The organism is Erwinia sp. S43 (genome assembly GCF_016624745.1).
GTDB lineage: Bacteria > Pseudomonadota > Gammaproteobacteria > Enterobacterales > Enterobacteriaceae > Erwinia > Erwinia coffeiphila.
The window spans coordinates 299,568-313,132 of record NZ_JACVTX010000002.1; the positions used below are offsets into that span (position 1 = coordinate 299,568).

Here is a 13,565-nt window from a genome sequence, read left to right on the forward strand (position 1 = left end):
GCAATATGGCTGAAAACGCTAAAGGTCGTGCCAGGTGGTATCTGGGCAGCGTGCTCTGGTATGGCGGCCTGAACAATAAGACCGGCAAAGAGAACCAGTTTGGCTTCCTGAAATCGGAAAGCCGGGCCGAGCTATTCTTTCATAAAAGCGAGATTGTCGGCAGCCAACTGCCCGATGAAAACTCGCCGGTACTTTTTCGTGAAGGTGTGGGCAAACATGCTAAGCCCACCGCGTATGAGGTCCATCTGCTTGATGTGGCCACAACGGCCGATAAACTGGTGGATTACTTCAGTGCCTTCGGCCAGGGCGAAATTCAGTTCAACGGCTGGCCGCAGCGTGAAAAAGTCATTACCTGCTTCGTCCGGGCCTGGGGAGATGATGTCGTCAGCAAGCTGATTGCCAGCGGCATCGCCCCCTACCACCTGCTAGCGCTGTTTCAACAGCGTCGATATTATCCTGAGCTGTTTGAAGCTATCGCCAGCCACAAAGATTTCAACGATCTGATCGCACTACACATTAGCCCTGATACCCTGCCACGCGAGTTTATCGATAAACATGTTGAGCAGTTCGCCGCATGGATGAAAAAATGGGCCGGGAACCATCCTGCGCCTTCGCCCACGCAGTCTGCGCTAATAGAAACGCTGCTGAAAAAAATTTCGCTTAGCGCCACGCTCTATCTGGCGTTTTTCAACTGCCTGCCGGGTGAAACGCTTCTCAAGCATCGCGGCAGCGATATTGACGAGTTTATCCGACGAAGCTTCGGCCAGGATAAAATGGCGGTTGAACCTTATATTCGTGATGCTTATCCGCGTGCGTTTGCCTCAAAAGCCGACTGGTACCGGCATCCGGTATTCCGTGACTTTATCACCCCCTGCCTGCTGAAGCAGAAGATGTTCAGAAAGGATTTCAGCTTCGTCAGTGATATCGAGTCCAGCCCGGAACTATCCGCCGATCCGGAATTTTTTATTCTCGCTAAACTGCTGCCGCTCATCGGCCGCAACGACGAAGCAGCAATACAGAGCGTGATCCTGCATGAGATCTGGCAGGCACTGCTCTCGGGCAGATTCACCGTTGGTCATCCTGCCATCTTCAGACTGTTTCCGCAGTGTACATCGCTGCAAAAACGCTTCAGGCATATCAGGTTGTCATGCGAAGCGTTCCACTGGCGGGCAAAACAGGCCGACGGCTCGACAGAAAACCGCTTCCTCTGCCGGTCGAAAGTCTGCGAGGAACCACGCGTCCTGCCCGATCTCAGTAAAGCGTTTGTGGATTTCTCGATCTATGACTGGCTGGCCCACTACGGTATGCAATATATGATCGTGGGTGAGCCGTCGAAGCGTGATTTACCGATTAAACTGGCCGCCTGGTTTAACCGTATCAGAGAGCTGTTTGCCCGCCTCAACTGCCGCAGCTGCGGTCTGCTGATGGTTCCCAATATGAAATATTCCCGCGTCGAGGTTACCGTGTGGGATGCAGCGAGTAACGGGTTTATCCGTAAACCTTTCCAGGCAGCCTATCGCCTGACGGTGTTTAAATGCGCCAGCCACGGCTGCGAACAGTTTGACATCAGCCACTATATCAACCACTGCATTGGCTATAAATGCAGTGAAATTATTGATGACCGGGATCTGACGGAGAAATGCGACGAAGGGCGGTATATCTGTGCTTCCTGCGGCTCTTGCTGTACGCATCACAGGGAAAAATATGGCAATACCGGCGGCGGCGAAACGGAAGCGGTGCAGTACGAGCGCTTCTACGGTGGTTCGCCTTATTTCAACCGTTAAGCTGAGTCACACAAATACAGATCCTTTATGAATCATCAGGTATTACGAAGACTTAGCGGCTACAGATGGAGTAACATGAGGAACATGGAACCGTGAAGGCAGGCTATTGTTTATGAACCGTAAACCCACCATGAAAGAACTGGTTGCTGCTACGCAGTTTAGCCGCGCAACCATCGATCGCGTCCTCAACAACCGTCCGGGGGTCAATCCCAGAACCGTTGAAGCCGTTCAGCACGCCTATGCCTCGTTGCTGGTGGAGGCCGCGGGCGATATGAAGCCTGCCGTAGTGAAACAGAATGCCCATTTTGCGCTGGTGGTTCAGGGCGGCGCGGAGTACAACGCATCGGTAAAACAGGCAGGCGAGAAGATCGCAAGCCAGCTCAAGACACGGGGAGTCACGCTGGATATCGCCGATTGCCCGGTCACCGATGACAACGAGGTGGTGCGTTTAATCACGCAGCAGGCAGAGAGCGCCGATGCCATCGCTATCGTGGCGAAAAACACGCCGGTAATAAATGCAGCGGTACTTAAACTGAAGCAACAGGGAAAGCGTATCATTGCGCTGGTCAGCGATCTTGATCCTGACGCCCGCGATGCCTATATCGGCATCAACAATCGTGCTGCGGGCCAGGCGGCTGGCTTTATTCTGGGCCGACATCTGCAGCACTGCCCTCAGTCCAGCGTGGCGGTGATTGTTGGCACGCTCTCCTACAGCTGCCATGACGATCGCGAAATTGGTTTCCGCGCGCAGATCAGAAAAACCCTGCCTTCGGTCAACGTACTGGAAGTGGTTTCAGGCAATGACGATACGCAACAAACCTACGATGCGGCGATACAGCTGCTGAAAAACGATCCGGATATCCGCGCGGTTTACAACGTTGCCGGAGGGAACGAAGGGCTTGTCGCCGCGCTGGAGGAATACCAGGGCACGATAAAACCGGTGGTGATCACCCATGAAGTCAACGAGGTTACCGAACGCCTGATCCTGGCGGAGAAAATTGACTATATCCTGTCACAAAATATCCCGCAGCTGCTGCTCGAAACGGTAGACAGGTTGATTGCGCTGAATCAGCAGAAACCGGTGTCAGCGCATACCTTTGTGCCGATTGAGATTGTTACCCGCTTTACACTGATGCCGGGCTAATCGAAGCTGGATGCTGGCAACTATCCAACATCTGGCATCTGGCATCTGGCATCCAGAGTTTGCCCTCGACGCTGTACGTTTGAAACAGGCCGCCGGGCAATTTATACCGAAAGGTGCAACCTAAAGCGGTTTCAGCACCAGTACCGCGTAGCGGCACGCCCGCTCGCTGCGGTTGATAAACACACAGTCGGCAGGATCGCCCAACGCCAGGCAGTCCCCTTCTTCCAGCTCAAAGGTTTTTTCCCCCTCCTGGAACACCAGTTCGCCACTGATTACCCAGATTAACTGGCGGCGGGACAAATAGGAGATGGACGGCATCGGCACCGATACGCCCGCTGGCAGCTCAACACTGACCAGATCCGCCGGGATCTGCTGCGGGGAAACGTGCCGCCGAATATATCCCGTTTCCGGATCCTGCCACACCGGCTGCTGAGCCAGCGTCAGCAGCGTGCCCGACTGCATCTCACTCTGCGCAATCAGCTGGGACATACTCATATCAAACGATCCCGCCAGCCTGGCCAGTAACGTCGCCGTCGGGCTGCTCTCGCCGCGTTCAATTTTATGGATCATCGCCCGGGAAACGCCGGACTGCTGTGCCAGGTCGGTCAGCGACCAGCCGCGCAGTTCCCGCTCCAGCTTAATGCGCTGGCCGATGCGGCGATTAATATCATCTTCTTTACTGGACAAGTTATCTAACATAGTGGATAAATAAAATAGTAAACAATACGTCCACTTTATTAGATGAAACCGGAGGTGTCTATGGTCAAGATCGGAACGGCAGTTGAGAATGATGCAGCGGTAATAACCGAGATCTATAACGATGCGGTACAGAACACCACGGCAATCTGGAATGAGAAAACGGTGGATATCGGCAACCGTATTCAGTGGATTCGCGACCGCCAGGCGGCCGGGTTTCCGGTGCTGGTGGCGGTGAGCGAGGCGGGGGATACCATTGGCTATGCCTCCTACGGCGACTGGCGCCCCTGGGATGGCTATCGTCATACGGTTGAACATTCCGTCTATGTGCATAAAGACGCACGCGGCCACGGCGCGGGGCTGGCGCTGATGTCAGCCCTCATTGAACACGCGCGCAAACACGGTAAACACGTGATGGTAGCAGGGATTGAATCCGGCAATCGGGCGTCGATTGCGCTGCATGAAAAGCTGGGATTTGAGCAGAGCGGCCAGCTTCATGAAGTGGGTATGAAGTTTGGCCGCTGGCTGGATCTGACCTTTATGCAGCTGAAGCTGGATACGCGGGAGCGTCCGTGATGGTGGCCGCACGCCAGGCCGCTACGCCTCCCCTTTCACCAGTTCAACAAAGCGCTCCACCAGCGGATTCTGGCGGGCAGAAGACCAGGCAACGGCCGTAGTGACCACTTCAATCCGCTCTTCCAGCGGTAACGTCACCACGCTGGTGAGCGACAGATGTTTCAGCGATGCCGGGACCAGCGCAATGCCCTGCCCGCAGCCGACGAAAGCAATCTGTAGCGCTACAGAGCGGACCTCATGGAGAATACGTGGCGAAAAGCCCTCACTGCGGCAGGCGGAGATGATGCTGTCGAAATAGCCCGGATTGAGGTAACGATAAAACATCACCCACTCTTCATTCATCAGCGATCGCAGGCTGATTCGGCTCTGCCCGGCCAGACGGTGATCGTGCGGTAGCGTCACCACCAGTTCCGCACTGGAGATCGGCAGCGATTCGATGCCTTCCCCCTGTTCACCGGTCAGGCGGGCGAAGGCCAGGTCAATTTCGCCATTTTGTAGCGCCGGAATCGCCTCGGCGCTGTCGATCTCCTTAATGGAAATCACGATATCCGGGTTCAGTGCCTTCATTCGCCGGATGTAGCCGGGAAGTACGTCCAGCATCGCGGCGCTGATGGCACCGATCGTCAGCACGCCGCTGTGTCCGGCAACGGCTTCGTTGATTGCCACTTCGAGCCGTTCCACCTGCTCCGCAAACTTCTTCACCGCAGGAAGGATCGCCAGGCCGACCGGCGTCAGCTGCACGTTTCTTTTTGAGCGGTCGAAGAGCTTAACTTTTAGCGATTGTTCCAGCACCTGGATTTGCTGGGTTAAGGGAGGCTGCGTCATGCCTAATTTCCTGGCTGCACGGCCAAAGTGTTTCTCTTCGGCCACGGCAAGGAACAGCCACATATGGCGGATGATACGGAAGTTAATCATTTTCTCTCGATAGGCTGTGGATATGAGAGCCCTGCTGGATGGCGGTTTTGTATATCGAACTTTAGCGCTGGTGGGGTGAGATATTCAACATTTTGCCAGAGGGTTTTATGAGGGCGTGACGTCTGCGAATAGGGTGACGGCTTAGACTGGTCGGGGCACCGCTCGGGCGGGTCCTCGCGCCGCTTTGCGGTGCCCTCACTTCGCTCGTCAGCCGGTCGGACCGCCACAGACGCGCGTCCTGCGCGGCTGTGACTTTCGGCCACGTCCGTGTGGCCGAATCCTGGCTTCCTCGCTACGTTCAGCGCTGCGGATTGCCCGTTCGGCACTCCTGCCAGTCTGCTTTTTACTTTTTCGTTGCCTGTTTGAAAAAAGAGTCTGGCTCTGGCTCTTAAAATTAACGAACACGCGATCTTCAAACAGCGATGCCAACTGTAACAGGGGCTCGGCCTCGGCGGCTGCCGGATAATCCGCAGCGCTGAGGTGGAGGCATTGGGCCAGGAGAGCGCAGCATGGATGCAGCGCTCAGGCCGGGCTTGAACAGGGATGTTCAATCCTGGCCGATCCGCACGGCACAATGCAGTAACCGAAGGGACCGCAAAGCGGCGCGAGGACCGTCCGGCAGTCGCCGAGGCCGAGCCCCCCTCTCTTTGCTTACCGCCACTGCTGCTATCACGTCAGCAGCAGCCGAGGCCGGACCATCCTCCCGGCTCTCAACGCGAAGCCCCTGCCCTTGAATCATATAAAATGCATATCAGACACATACCTGATTACGATTTCACATATCAGAAACCGTCAGCGATTATCTCTCTTATCGCAAAACACACGCCCCGCTAAACCCCAAGGAACACGCAGAACAACAAATTATCCGGCCGGACAGGCACCTGACCACAGCATTGATTTAACCGCTATTCGGTGTGAATCGAACCGCCGACAGCATTTCACTCTACATATAAAATGGTTCAAATGACGCTATCTGCCCCATCCCGCGCAGCCGGGATTACGTTTGCCGTACTCGCCGCCTTTGGTTTTTCCTTTAAGGCGATTTTCGTCAAACTCGCCTATCAGTCCGCACCCGTGGATGCCGTTACCCTGCTGGCACTACGGATGAGTATGTCGCTGCCGTTTATCCTGCTGATGGCGATCCCCATCCTGCGCCAGGGCCCGGCGCTGACGCGTAAAGATTATGGATGGCTGTTCCTGCTCGGCGTGGTGGGCTACTACGGTTCCAGCATGCTGGACTTTATGGGCCTGCAGTATATCTCCGCCGGGCTGGAACGGCTGATCCTCTTCACCTACCCGATGCTGACCATCCTGCTCGGGGTAGCCTTCTTGGGGAAAAAGTTTGAAAGAAAGGTGCTGCTGGCGATGGCGCTCGCCTACGCGGGGATTATCTTCGCCTTTATGCACGACGTCAGTGTCACCAGCGAAATCGGCACGGTGATCACCGGCGGTCTGCTGGTGTTCGGCTGCGCGGTGCTTTATGCCGGTTACAGTGCCGGGTCGGAAGCAGCGATCGCCCGTCTTGGCGCGATGAAGTTCTCCGTGCTGGCGCTGCTGGTGTCTACCCTCGCCACGCTGGTTCACTTCCTGTTTACCCATAGACTGACGGCGCTGAATCTTCCCCTGCCGGTTTACGGCTGGTGCCTGGCGATGGCGCTGTTCTCCACGGTGCTGCCGATTTTCTGGCAGTCCGCCGCCGTGTTCCGCATTGGTGCCGCCAGAGCGGTGATGATCGGTCTTCTTGGCCCGGTACTGACCATTTTCTTTAGCTGGTGGCTGTTAAAGGAACCGATCTCGCTGGAGCAGATGGTGGGAACGGTACTGGTGATAGGCGGGCTGCTGGTGGTGATCCGCCGTTAACGCACCCGGCGAGGCTCGGCCTCTTTGAGGGGAACGGCACTGGCCGAATCTCTGACCGCGGCCTTCGCGGTCAGAGATCCCAGAGTATCAGCAGTACTTCGGTTTCATCCACACCGTGCCCTGCTCGTGGCTGTCTACCACCGCATCGACAAACGCCACGCCTTTCAGCCCGTCATAAATCTGCGGCACCGCCGCGCCGGCCAGGCCCGGTTCCTGCCCCACATCACGCGCCCGCAGCGCATCGGCGAATCCACTGTAGAGGTTCGAAAATGCCTCGATGTAGCCTTCGGGATGGCCCGGCGGCGTGCGGGTGCGGGAACGGGTTAACGCTGCCAGACCGTCGCGCCCGCGTTTAATGACCTGGCTGTTGCCCTCCAGCGGTGTAAAGAGCAGTTCATTCGGCTGCTCCTGCGCCCACATCAGGCTGCCCGTTTCGCCAAAAACGCGCAGCCGCAGCGAGTTGGAGCAGCCAATCGCCACCTGCGACGACCACAACATCCCCCGGGCGCCGCCCTCATAGCGGATCAGTACATGGGCGTTATCGTCCAGCGCACGCCCCGCAACAAACGTCGCCAGATCGGCCATCACGCTTTCGGCCTTCAACCCGGTCACATAGCCCGCCAGATGGTAGGCATGAGTACCGATATCGCCCACCGAGCCACCCCGTCCGTTTTTCTTCAGATCGACGCGCCAGGCGGCCTGCTGATTATTTTTCAGCTCCACGCCGGTCGCCATCCACTCCAGCGGATACTCCACCTGCACCGTACGCACCTGGCCGATCAGCCCGGCGGCAATACGCTGCCGCGCCTCGGCAATCAGCGGATAGCCCGCATAGGTATAGGTGACGCCGAGGAAGCCGCCGGTACGCTGAACCACTTCGGCCAGCAGCTCCGCATCCTCCAGCGTGCTGGTCAGCGGCTTTTCGCAAATCACATCGATCCCCGCCTCCAGGCAGGCGCGCGCCACGGGATAGTGGGTGAAATTGGGCGTGCAGATAGCAATCACATCCACGGCGTCTTCACGCGCGGATTCGGCGGCGATCATCGCCGTAAAATCGTCATAGGAACGGTCGGCGGCAATAAAGTTTTCTGCCGCAAAAGCATGCCCTCGGGCAGCATTGATATCGAATGCCCCGGCAACCAGCTCATACTGATTATCCAGCCGGGCAGCAAAGCGGTGGATGCCGCCGATGTAGGCTCCCTCGCCGCCGCCGACCATCCCCAGGCGAATGCGCCGCCCCTTCAGTGGTGTTTTTTTCATGATGGTCAAAGCCCCAAAATTTTACGGTTAAGCGCCGGATCGGCCCAGGATTTACAGAAATCATCAAAGGATTTATCGGTCACGCGGATGATATGGTCGCGGATAAATTTCGCTCCCTCGCGCGCGCCGTCTTCGGGGTTTTTAAAGCAGCACTCCCACTCCAGCACCGCCCAGCCGTCAAAACCGTAGCCCGTCAGTTTGGAGAAGATTGCGGAAAAGTCGATTTGCCCGTCGCCCGGCGAACGGAAGCGCCCGGCACGGCTGCTCCAGGGCTGATAGCCGCCCCAGGCCCCACTTTTACCGTTGGGGCGGAACTCGGCATCCTTCACGTGGAAGGCTTTAATCCGTTCATGGTAGTGATCGATAAACGCCAGATAATCCATGCCCTGTAGCACCAGATGGCTGGGGTCATACATCATATTGCAGCGGGGATGGTTGCCGGTTTTCGCCAGAAAGCGCTCGAAGGTCAGGCCGTCGTGTAGATCTTCGGTAGCGTGGATCTCGTAGCAGACGTCCACCCCCTGCTCGTCAAAAGCGTTGAGGATCGGCAGCCAGCAGCGCGTCAGTTCGTCAAAGCCCTCCTCAATTAACCCTTCCGGCCACTGGGGATAGGGGTAGAGATAGGGCCATAGCAACGTGCCGGAAAACGTTACGTGTTTGCTTAAACCGAAACGGCGGGAGGCCTTCGCCGCCAGATGCAGCTGTTCGGTCGCCCAGCGCTGCCGTTCCTGCGGGTTGTTGCGCACGGCTTCCGGCGCAAAGCTATCGGCAGGCAGATTAAATGCCGGATGCAGCGCCACCAGCTGCCCCTGCAAATGGCTGGCTAAATCGGTGAGTGTCAGATCGTGTTCGGCGAGGATGCCGAGAATTTCGTCGGCGTAGGTCTGGCTTTCCGCCGCGCGCGCCAGATCGATCAGCCGCGTATCCCAGGTGGGGATCTCCACGCCCTTAAATTCTTTCTCCGCCGCCCATGCCGCCATACCGGCCAGCGTATTGTAAGGTGCGCTGTCTCCGGCAAACTGCGCCAGGAATACACCAGGACCTTTAATTGTCTTCATTGTGGCTCCTGTAGAAAAAGGCACCTGCGGGAAACGCAGGTGCAAATAACCCCACTAAAAATAATTACTTCGTCATAAACTGCTGATAGTTCTGCGGCGTAACCTGCTGGAATGGAATGAATTTAATGTCCTCAACTTTGCCGCCTTTCGCGGCTGTCTCGGCCATATCTACCGCGCCGTAGGCCTGTGATTTCGCATCCTGGAACACGGTGACGGTCAGCAGGCCGGTTTTAATCGCCTGCAACCCGTTCGGACCGCCGTCGGTGCCGCCGACCAGAATGTCTTTACCGGGCTTCAGACCATTGCTCTTAATCGCCATCGCCGCTCCAATCGCCATTTCATCGGCGTTCGCGGACAGAATGTCGATTTTGTCCCCGGCGAGGAGCCAGTTGTTCATCAGGTTCATGCCGTCTTCACGCATCCATTTGGCGGTATCTTCCAGCGTCACGTGCATATTCGGGTGTTTGGCGATGACCTCTTTCGCTCCCTGGGTTCTGAAGCGGGTTGCATCGTTGCTCAGCAGCCCTTTCATGATCGCCACGTTGACGCTTTTACGATCCTTCACCATCTCGGCCAGATACGCCATTTGCAGCCTGCCCGCCTCTACCTCATCGCTGCCGATATAGCTGACGCCGTCCCCCATTTTCGAGTCCGACGGCATACGGTTGAGATAAATCAGCGGAATTTTGGCCTTTCTGGCGGCCTCGCTCATGTTTTTGGTGCCCTGGGTATCCACCGGGTTGACGATAATCACATCAACCTTACCGTTGATAAAATTCTGTACCTGGCTCAGCTGCTTATCGACTGCGCCCTGCGCATCTTCAAACTGCACTTTCATATCGGGGTAGGTTTTGCTTTGGTCCAGCACGTATCCCCGCAGGCGGGACAGGAAGACATCATCCATTTGTGCGATGCTGACGCCCACCTGAACGGCAAAAGCGGCCGGGCTGAGCGTGAGAAGGGTCAGACAGAGTAAGAGTGATTTTTTCATTATTGCCTTCCACATTAATGGGTTAATCGGCGTTAACCGACTACGAAGGTTTATTATCAACTGCCGTTATTTAAAAATGGCCCTGCCTGTCAGCAGGACTTCGCACCATTTTTTCCAATAATAAGATCGGAGCAATAAAAATTGCAATGCGCGAAAATTGAGCGCATTTCACGGATGAAACGTGCGTTAAGCGTTTTAAATTCATCATGTTAATGTTTTGTTAATTACTAAAATGCCGTTACCACCCGCCAGGCAGAATCGTTTTCTTAGAGGGTAATCACATTAATTCAGGGGAAATGAACTGAGATCGTTACGGGTTCCACAACGCCTGTTCCGTTGCTACCCTATGAACGTTAATTAACTGTTATTGAGGCAAGGGATGAAAGTGGTTACAGAGCAGGCTGATGCAGAGTTTATGCAGGCATTTTTTGAAAACGAGGCCGAAGGTGAATACGACGAACGGCGAACGGCGAAAATTCAACAGGCACTGACCACCGCCGTCGGGCAGAAAAACCGCGAGTCGACGCTGTTCTGGCAGCACGCCATCACTTTCCTGGCGCTGTTTGTTTTTCTGTATGCCGCACTGGGCGCATCGCTGACGCTGGATCTCTCCGCCGGGAATGCCAGCCACGGCCATAAAAGCATTGAATATGCGCTGGAAGCCATTCCGGTGCTGATCGCTTTTTCCGGCTACTTTATTGCCATTCTGTACCTGTTCCACTGTAAAACCAGCGCCCGCCGTACGGAGAGCTGGGACCGGGCCATCCACGCGCTGGAGTCTCAGAGCTCCGGCAGCCTGTTTACCTCCGTGAACGCCCGCAGTTCAGGGGCCAGCGACTATTCCAGCCCGGCGATTGCCACCGCGCTGGCGCTGTTTATCGGTCTGACATGGCTGGTGATTTATAACTATCTGACCTTCACCACCAGCGGCGTGATGGGCAGCGTGATCTCGCTGTTTATCAGTACCATGACCTATGTGATCCTCGATATCCAGCTGCTGAAACCAACGCATAACCACGCGGCACCGGAAGAGCCGGAAAAAGAAGATAAAACGGAAGAGACAAAGAAAACGCCTGAACAGGATTAAGTTCAACGCTGACACTGACACTGATTTTGACGCAGCGGGTGGTAATGCAGCAGCATTTTCACCCGTGTTGCCCCATACTGACTACTGTCACAGCTGAAGCTGACCAGCCTTGTAAACTCCCCGGAGACGGGCCACCGCAGGAGATGTTATGAAATTTCTACTCCCCATCCTCTTACTTTTCACCGCCGCCTCCGCCAGCGCGGCGGACGAGCAGCAAACCCAGGCCAGCTATATCAACCATCTGTGCAGCGTGGTGGTGAAACAGCCGGAAGCGTCGGCGGACTATTACCTGCAAAAAATCAAAGAGATGAGCATGCGCGGCGAATCACCGTCGGCGCTGAATAAAGACGAGTTCGATCAGGAAATTGCCGAAGAAGTGGTGAACAGCTGGCAGTCGCTGTCGCCGGAACAGCGCCAGCAGGCAAAATCTACCGATGCCTGCCAGCAGCTGATGGCCAGCGAATTCCAGCAGGCCGATTAATCGCTGATGCGGCGTTCCGTTCAGCCGGAAGCGCCGCATTCAACCGTCAGTCCGCCAGCTGCCAGATACACTCGTAAGGACGCAGGCGTCCCGTTGTCGCAGCATCCTCATAGTTGTGCAGCAGCACCTCACCGCTTAGCGCCGGCAGCGTCACCGCCTGCTCTTCACCGCTCAGATTCGCCAGCACGCGCAGGGTTTTCCCCCCGGCGGAACGGGTATAGCACCAGATAAACGGATGATCGGGCAGCAGATCCTGGTAATCGCCCTCGGTCAGCAGCGGCTCGTTTTTACGCAGCTGAATCAGCCGCTGATAGTGATAAAACACCGAGTCGTGGTCGGCCAGCGCCTGCTCCACGTTGATCTGGCTGGCGTTATGCGCCACCGGGATCCACGGCGTACCGGCGCTGAATCCGGCCTGCGCATCGGCGCTCCACTGCATCGGCGTGCGGCTGTTATCGCGGGATTTACGCGCCAGAATGCGCAGCAGCTCCTCATCGCTGTGCCCGGCACTCTTCAGCTCGGCGTACATATTCAGGCTTTCCACATCGCGATACTGTTCAAGGCGGGTGAAGCCCGGATTGGTCATGCCGATCTCTTCGCCCTGATAAATATACGGCGTGCCCTGCATCCCGTGCAGCACCATCGCCAGCATCTTCGCCGAGGTGACACGCAGTTCACCCTCATCGCCAAAGCGCGAAACGATGCGCGGCTGATCGTGGTTACACCAGAACAGCGCGTTCCAGGCGTGGCCGTGCATCCCCTGCTGCCACTCGCGGAATATCTGCTTCAGCAGCACGTAATCCGGCGCGGCGTCGGTCCACTTATTGCCGTTGGGATAGTCCACTTTCAGATGGTGGAAATTAAAGGTCATCGACAGCTCGCTACCGTCATTGGCGGCGTAGCGGCGGCAGTCCTCCAGCCGGGTAGATGACATCTCGCCCACGGTCATCAGGCCCAGCGGCTGAAACACATCGGTGCTGAACTCGTGCAGAAAATCGTGAATGCGCGGCCCGTCGGTGTAAAAACGGCGGCCGTCGCCCACGTCATCCGGCAGATAATCCTGCTGCTTGGAGACCAGATTCACCACGTCCAGCCGCAGGCCGTCAACGCCCTTCTGCGCCCAGAAGCGGCAAACCTGCTTCAGCGCTTCGCGCACCGGCGGATGCTCCCAGTTCAGGTCTGCCTGTTCGGTAGCAAACAGGTGCAGATAGTACTGCCCGCTCGCTTCGTGCCACTGCCAGGCCCCGCCGCCAAACTTGGAGCGCCAGTTGTTCGGCGGCCCGCCGTTTTCGGCCGCATCCCGCCAGATGTAGAACGGGCGGAACTCGCTGTCGCGATCCTGGGACTTAAGGAACCACTCGTGATGCGTTGAGGTGTGGTTAAACACCATATCCATCACGATGCGAATACCGCGCCGATGCGCTTCCGCCGTCAGCTGCTCGAACTGTTCCATGGTGCCGTAGGCCGGGTCGATGGCACAGTAATCGGCCACGTCGTAGCCGTTATCCACCTGCGGCGACAGATAAATCGGCGTCAGCCACAGCGCGTCCACGCCCAGCGTTTGCAGATAATCCAGCCGGTTGATAATGCCGCTGATATCGCCCGTGCCGCTGCCGGTGGTGTCCTGAAAACTTTTTGGGTAAATCTGGTAGATGGTTCCGTTCTTCCACCACTGCACTTCGTTACTCATTGCCTGTTCCTTATTAAATACCA

The 13,565-nt window shown here is 56.6% G+C and carries 12 protein-coding genes; 6 read left to right on the top strand and 6 right to left on the bottom strand.

Annotated elements, in window-relative coordinates:
• Positions 1 to 5 precede the first annotated feature (5 nt).
• Positions 6 to 1,784: a cold-shock protein gene (locus IBT47_RS03595; protein WP_200559194.1), complete on the top strand. Its 1,779-nt coding sequence runs from the start codon at positions 6 to 8 to the stop codon at positions 1,782 to 1,784.
• Between the two features lie 112 nt (positions 1,785 to 1,896).
• Positions 1,897 to 2,928 (top strand): substrate-binding domain-containing protein, encoded by a 1,032-nt coding sequence (locus IBT47_RS03600; RefSeq protein ID WP_200559195.1) that lies wholly within the window; start codon positions 1,897 to 1,899, stop codon positions 2,926 to 2,928.
• 120 nt (positions 2,929 to 3,048) lie between these two features.
• Here IBT47_RS03600 and IBT47_RS03605 read toward each other — a convergent pair whose 3' ends face one another.
• Entirely contained in the window at positions 3,049 to 3,627 is a 579-nt protein-coding gene (locus IBT47_RS03605; RefSeq protein ID WP_105591947.1) for an XRE family transcriptional regulator, read from the bottom strand.
• A 60-nt stretch (positions 3,628 to 3,687) separates the two neighbouring features.
• Between IBT47_RS03605 and IBT47_RS03610 the strand changes: the two genes are divergently transcribed.
• A complete protein-coding gene (locus tag IBT47_RS03610) occupies positions 3,688 to 4,200 on the top strand; it encodes a GNAT family N-acetyltransferase (protein WP_234471681.1) in 513 nt (170 codons plus the stop codon).
• Positions 4,201 to 4,221: 21 nt separating this feature from the next.
• Here IBT47_RS03610 and IBT47_RS03615 read toward each other — a convergent pair whose 3' ends face one another.
• Entirely contained in the window at positions 4,222 to 5,115 is an 894-nt protein-coding gene (locus tag IBT47_RS03615; RefSeq protein ID WP_200559197.1) for a LysR family transcriptional regulator, read from the bottom strand.
• A gap of 963 nt (positions 5,116 to 6,078) precedes the next feature.
• On the opposite strand from IBT47_RS03615, the gene IBT47_RS03620 reads away from it, so the two are divergent.
• Positions 6,079 to 6,975 carry a DMT family transporter gene (locus IBT47_RS03620; RefSeq protein ID WP_200559198.1) on the top strand — a complete coding sequence of 299 codons (897 nt, stop codon included), beginning with the start codon at positions 6,079 to 6,081 and terminating at the stop codon, positions 6,973 to 6,975.
• A gap of 87 nt (positions 6,976 to 7,062) precedes the next feature.
• On the opposite strand, the gene IBT47_RS03625 is transcribed toward IBT47_RS03620, so the two are convergent.
• The 3 genes from IBT47_RS03625 to IBT47_RS03635 all read right to left on the bottom strand — a co-directional run bounded on the left by IBT47_RS03625 (position 7,063) and on the right by IBT47_RS03635 (position 10,284).
• Positions 7,063 to 8,235 (bottom strand): Gfo/Idh/MocA family protein, encoded by a 1,173-nt coding sequence (locus tag IBT47_RS03625; protein ID WP_200559199.1) that lies wholly within the window; start codon positions 8,233 to 8,235, stop codon positions 7,063 to 7,065.
• Between the two features lie 5 nt (positions 8,236 to 8,240).
• The gene (locus tag IBT47_RS03630) at positions 8,241 to 9,293 is read right to left on the bottom strand and encodes a sugar phosphate isomerase/epimerase (RefSeq protein ID WP_200559200.1); all 1,053 of its coding nucleotides are present in this window, start codon (positions 9,291 to 9,293) and stop codon (positions 8,241 to 8,243) included.
• A 64-nt stretch (positions 9,294 to 9,357) separates the two neighbouring features.
• Positions 9,358 to 10,284 carry a substrate-binding domain-containing protein gene (locus IBT47_RS03635; RefSeq protein WP_200559201.1) on the bottom strand — a complete coding sequence of 309 codons (927 nt, stop codon included), beginning with the start codon at positions 10,282 to 10,284 and terminating at the stop codon, positions 9,358 to 9,360.
• Positions 10,285 to 10,663: 379 nt separating this feature from the next.
• Between IBT47_RS03635 and IBT47_RS03640 the strand changes: the two genes are divergently transcribed.
• On the top strand, positions 10,664 to 11,371 hold the full coding sequence (locus tag IBT47_RS03640) for a hypothetical protein (protein ID WP_200559202.1): 708 nt from the start codon (positions 10,664 to 10,666) through the stop codon (positions 11,369 to 11,371).
• A gap of 148 nt (positions 11,372 to 11,519) precedes the next feature.
• A complete protein-coding gene (locus IBT47_RS03645) occupies positions 11,520 to 11,852 on the top strand; it encodes a hypothetical protein (protein WP_200559203.1) in 333 nt (110 codons plus the stop codon).
• A 46-nt stretch (positions 11,853 to 11,898) separates the two neighbouring features.
• Here the strand turns inward: IBT47_RS03645 and treC are convergent, their stop codons facing one another.
• Positions 11,899 to 13,542, bottom strand: a complete 1,644-nt coding sequence (gene treC / locus IBT47_RS03650) for an alpha,alpha-phosphotrehalase (protein WP_200559204.1) — start codon at positions 13,540 to 13,542, stop codon at positions 11,899 to 11,901.
• Positions 13,543 to 13,565 lie beyond the last annotated feature (23 nt).

What these genes read in the sequence shown, in the direction of transcription:
- IBT47_RS03605 (WP_105591947.1), bottom strand. Translation starts at nt 3,627, where the DNA reads ATGTTAGATAACTTGTCCAGTAAAGAAGATGATATTAATCGCCGCATC.
- IBT47_RS03615 (WP_200559197.1), bottom strand. Translation starts at nt 5,115, where the DNA reads ATGATTAACTTCCGTATCATCCGCCATATGTGGCTGTTCCTTGCCGTG.
- IBT47_RS03600 (WP_200559195.1), top strand. Translation starts at nt 1,897, where the DNA reads ATGAACCGTAAACCCACCATGAAAGAACTGGTTGCTGCTACGCAGTTT.
- IBT47_RS03635 (WP_200559201.1), bottom strand. Translation starts at nt 10,284, where the DNA reads ATGAAAAAATCACTCTTACTCTGTCTGACCCTTCTCACGCTCAGCCCG.
- treC (WP_200559204.1), bottom strand. Translation starts at nt 13,542, where the DNA reads ATGAGTAACGAAGTGCAGTGGTGGAAGAACGGAACCATCTACCAGATT.
- IBT47_RS03620 (WP_200559198.1), top strand. Translation starts at nt 6,079, where the DNA reads ATGACGCTATCTGCCCCATCCCGCGCAGCCGGGATTACGTTTGCCGTA.
- IBT47_RS03645 (WP_200559203.1), top strand. Translation starts at nt 11,520, where the DNA reads ATGAAATTTCTACTCCCCATCCTCTTACTTTTCACCGCCGCCTCCGCC.
- IBT47_RS03640 (WP_200559202.1), top strand. Translation starts at nt 10,664, where the DNA reads ATGAAAGTGGTTACAGAGCAGGCTGATGCAGAGTTTATGCAGGCATTT.
- IBT47_RS03630 (WP_200559200.1), bottom strand. Translation starts at nt 9,293, where the DNA reads ATGAAGACAATTAAAGGTCCTGGTGTATTCCTGGCGCAGTTTGCCGGA.
- IBT47_RS03625 (WP_200559199.1), bottom strand. Translation starts at nt 8,235, where the DNA reads ATGAAAAAAACACCACTGAAGGGGCGGCGCATTCGCCTGGGGATGGTC.
- IBT47_RS03595 (WP_200559194.1), top strand. Translation starts at nt 6, where the DNA reads ATGGCTGAAAACGCTAAAGGTCGTGCCAGGTGGTATCTGGGCAGCGTG.
- IBT47_RS03610 (WP_234471681.1), top strand. Translation starts at nt 3,688, where the DNA reads ATGGTCAAGATCGGAACGGCAGTTGAGAATGATGCAGCGGTAATAACC.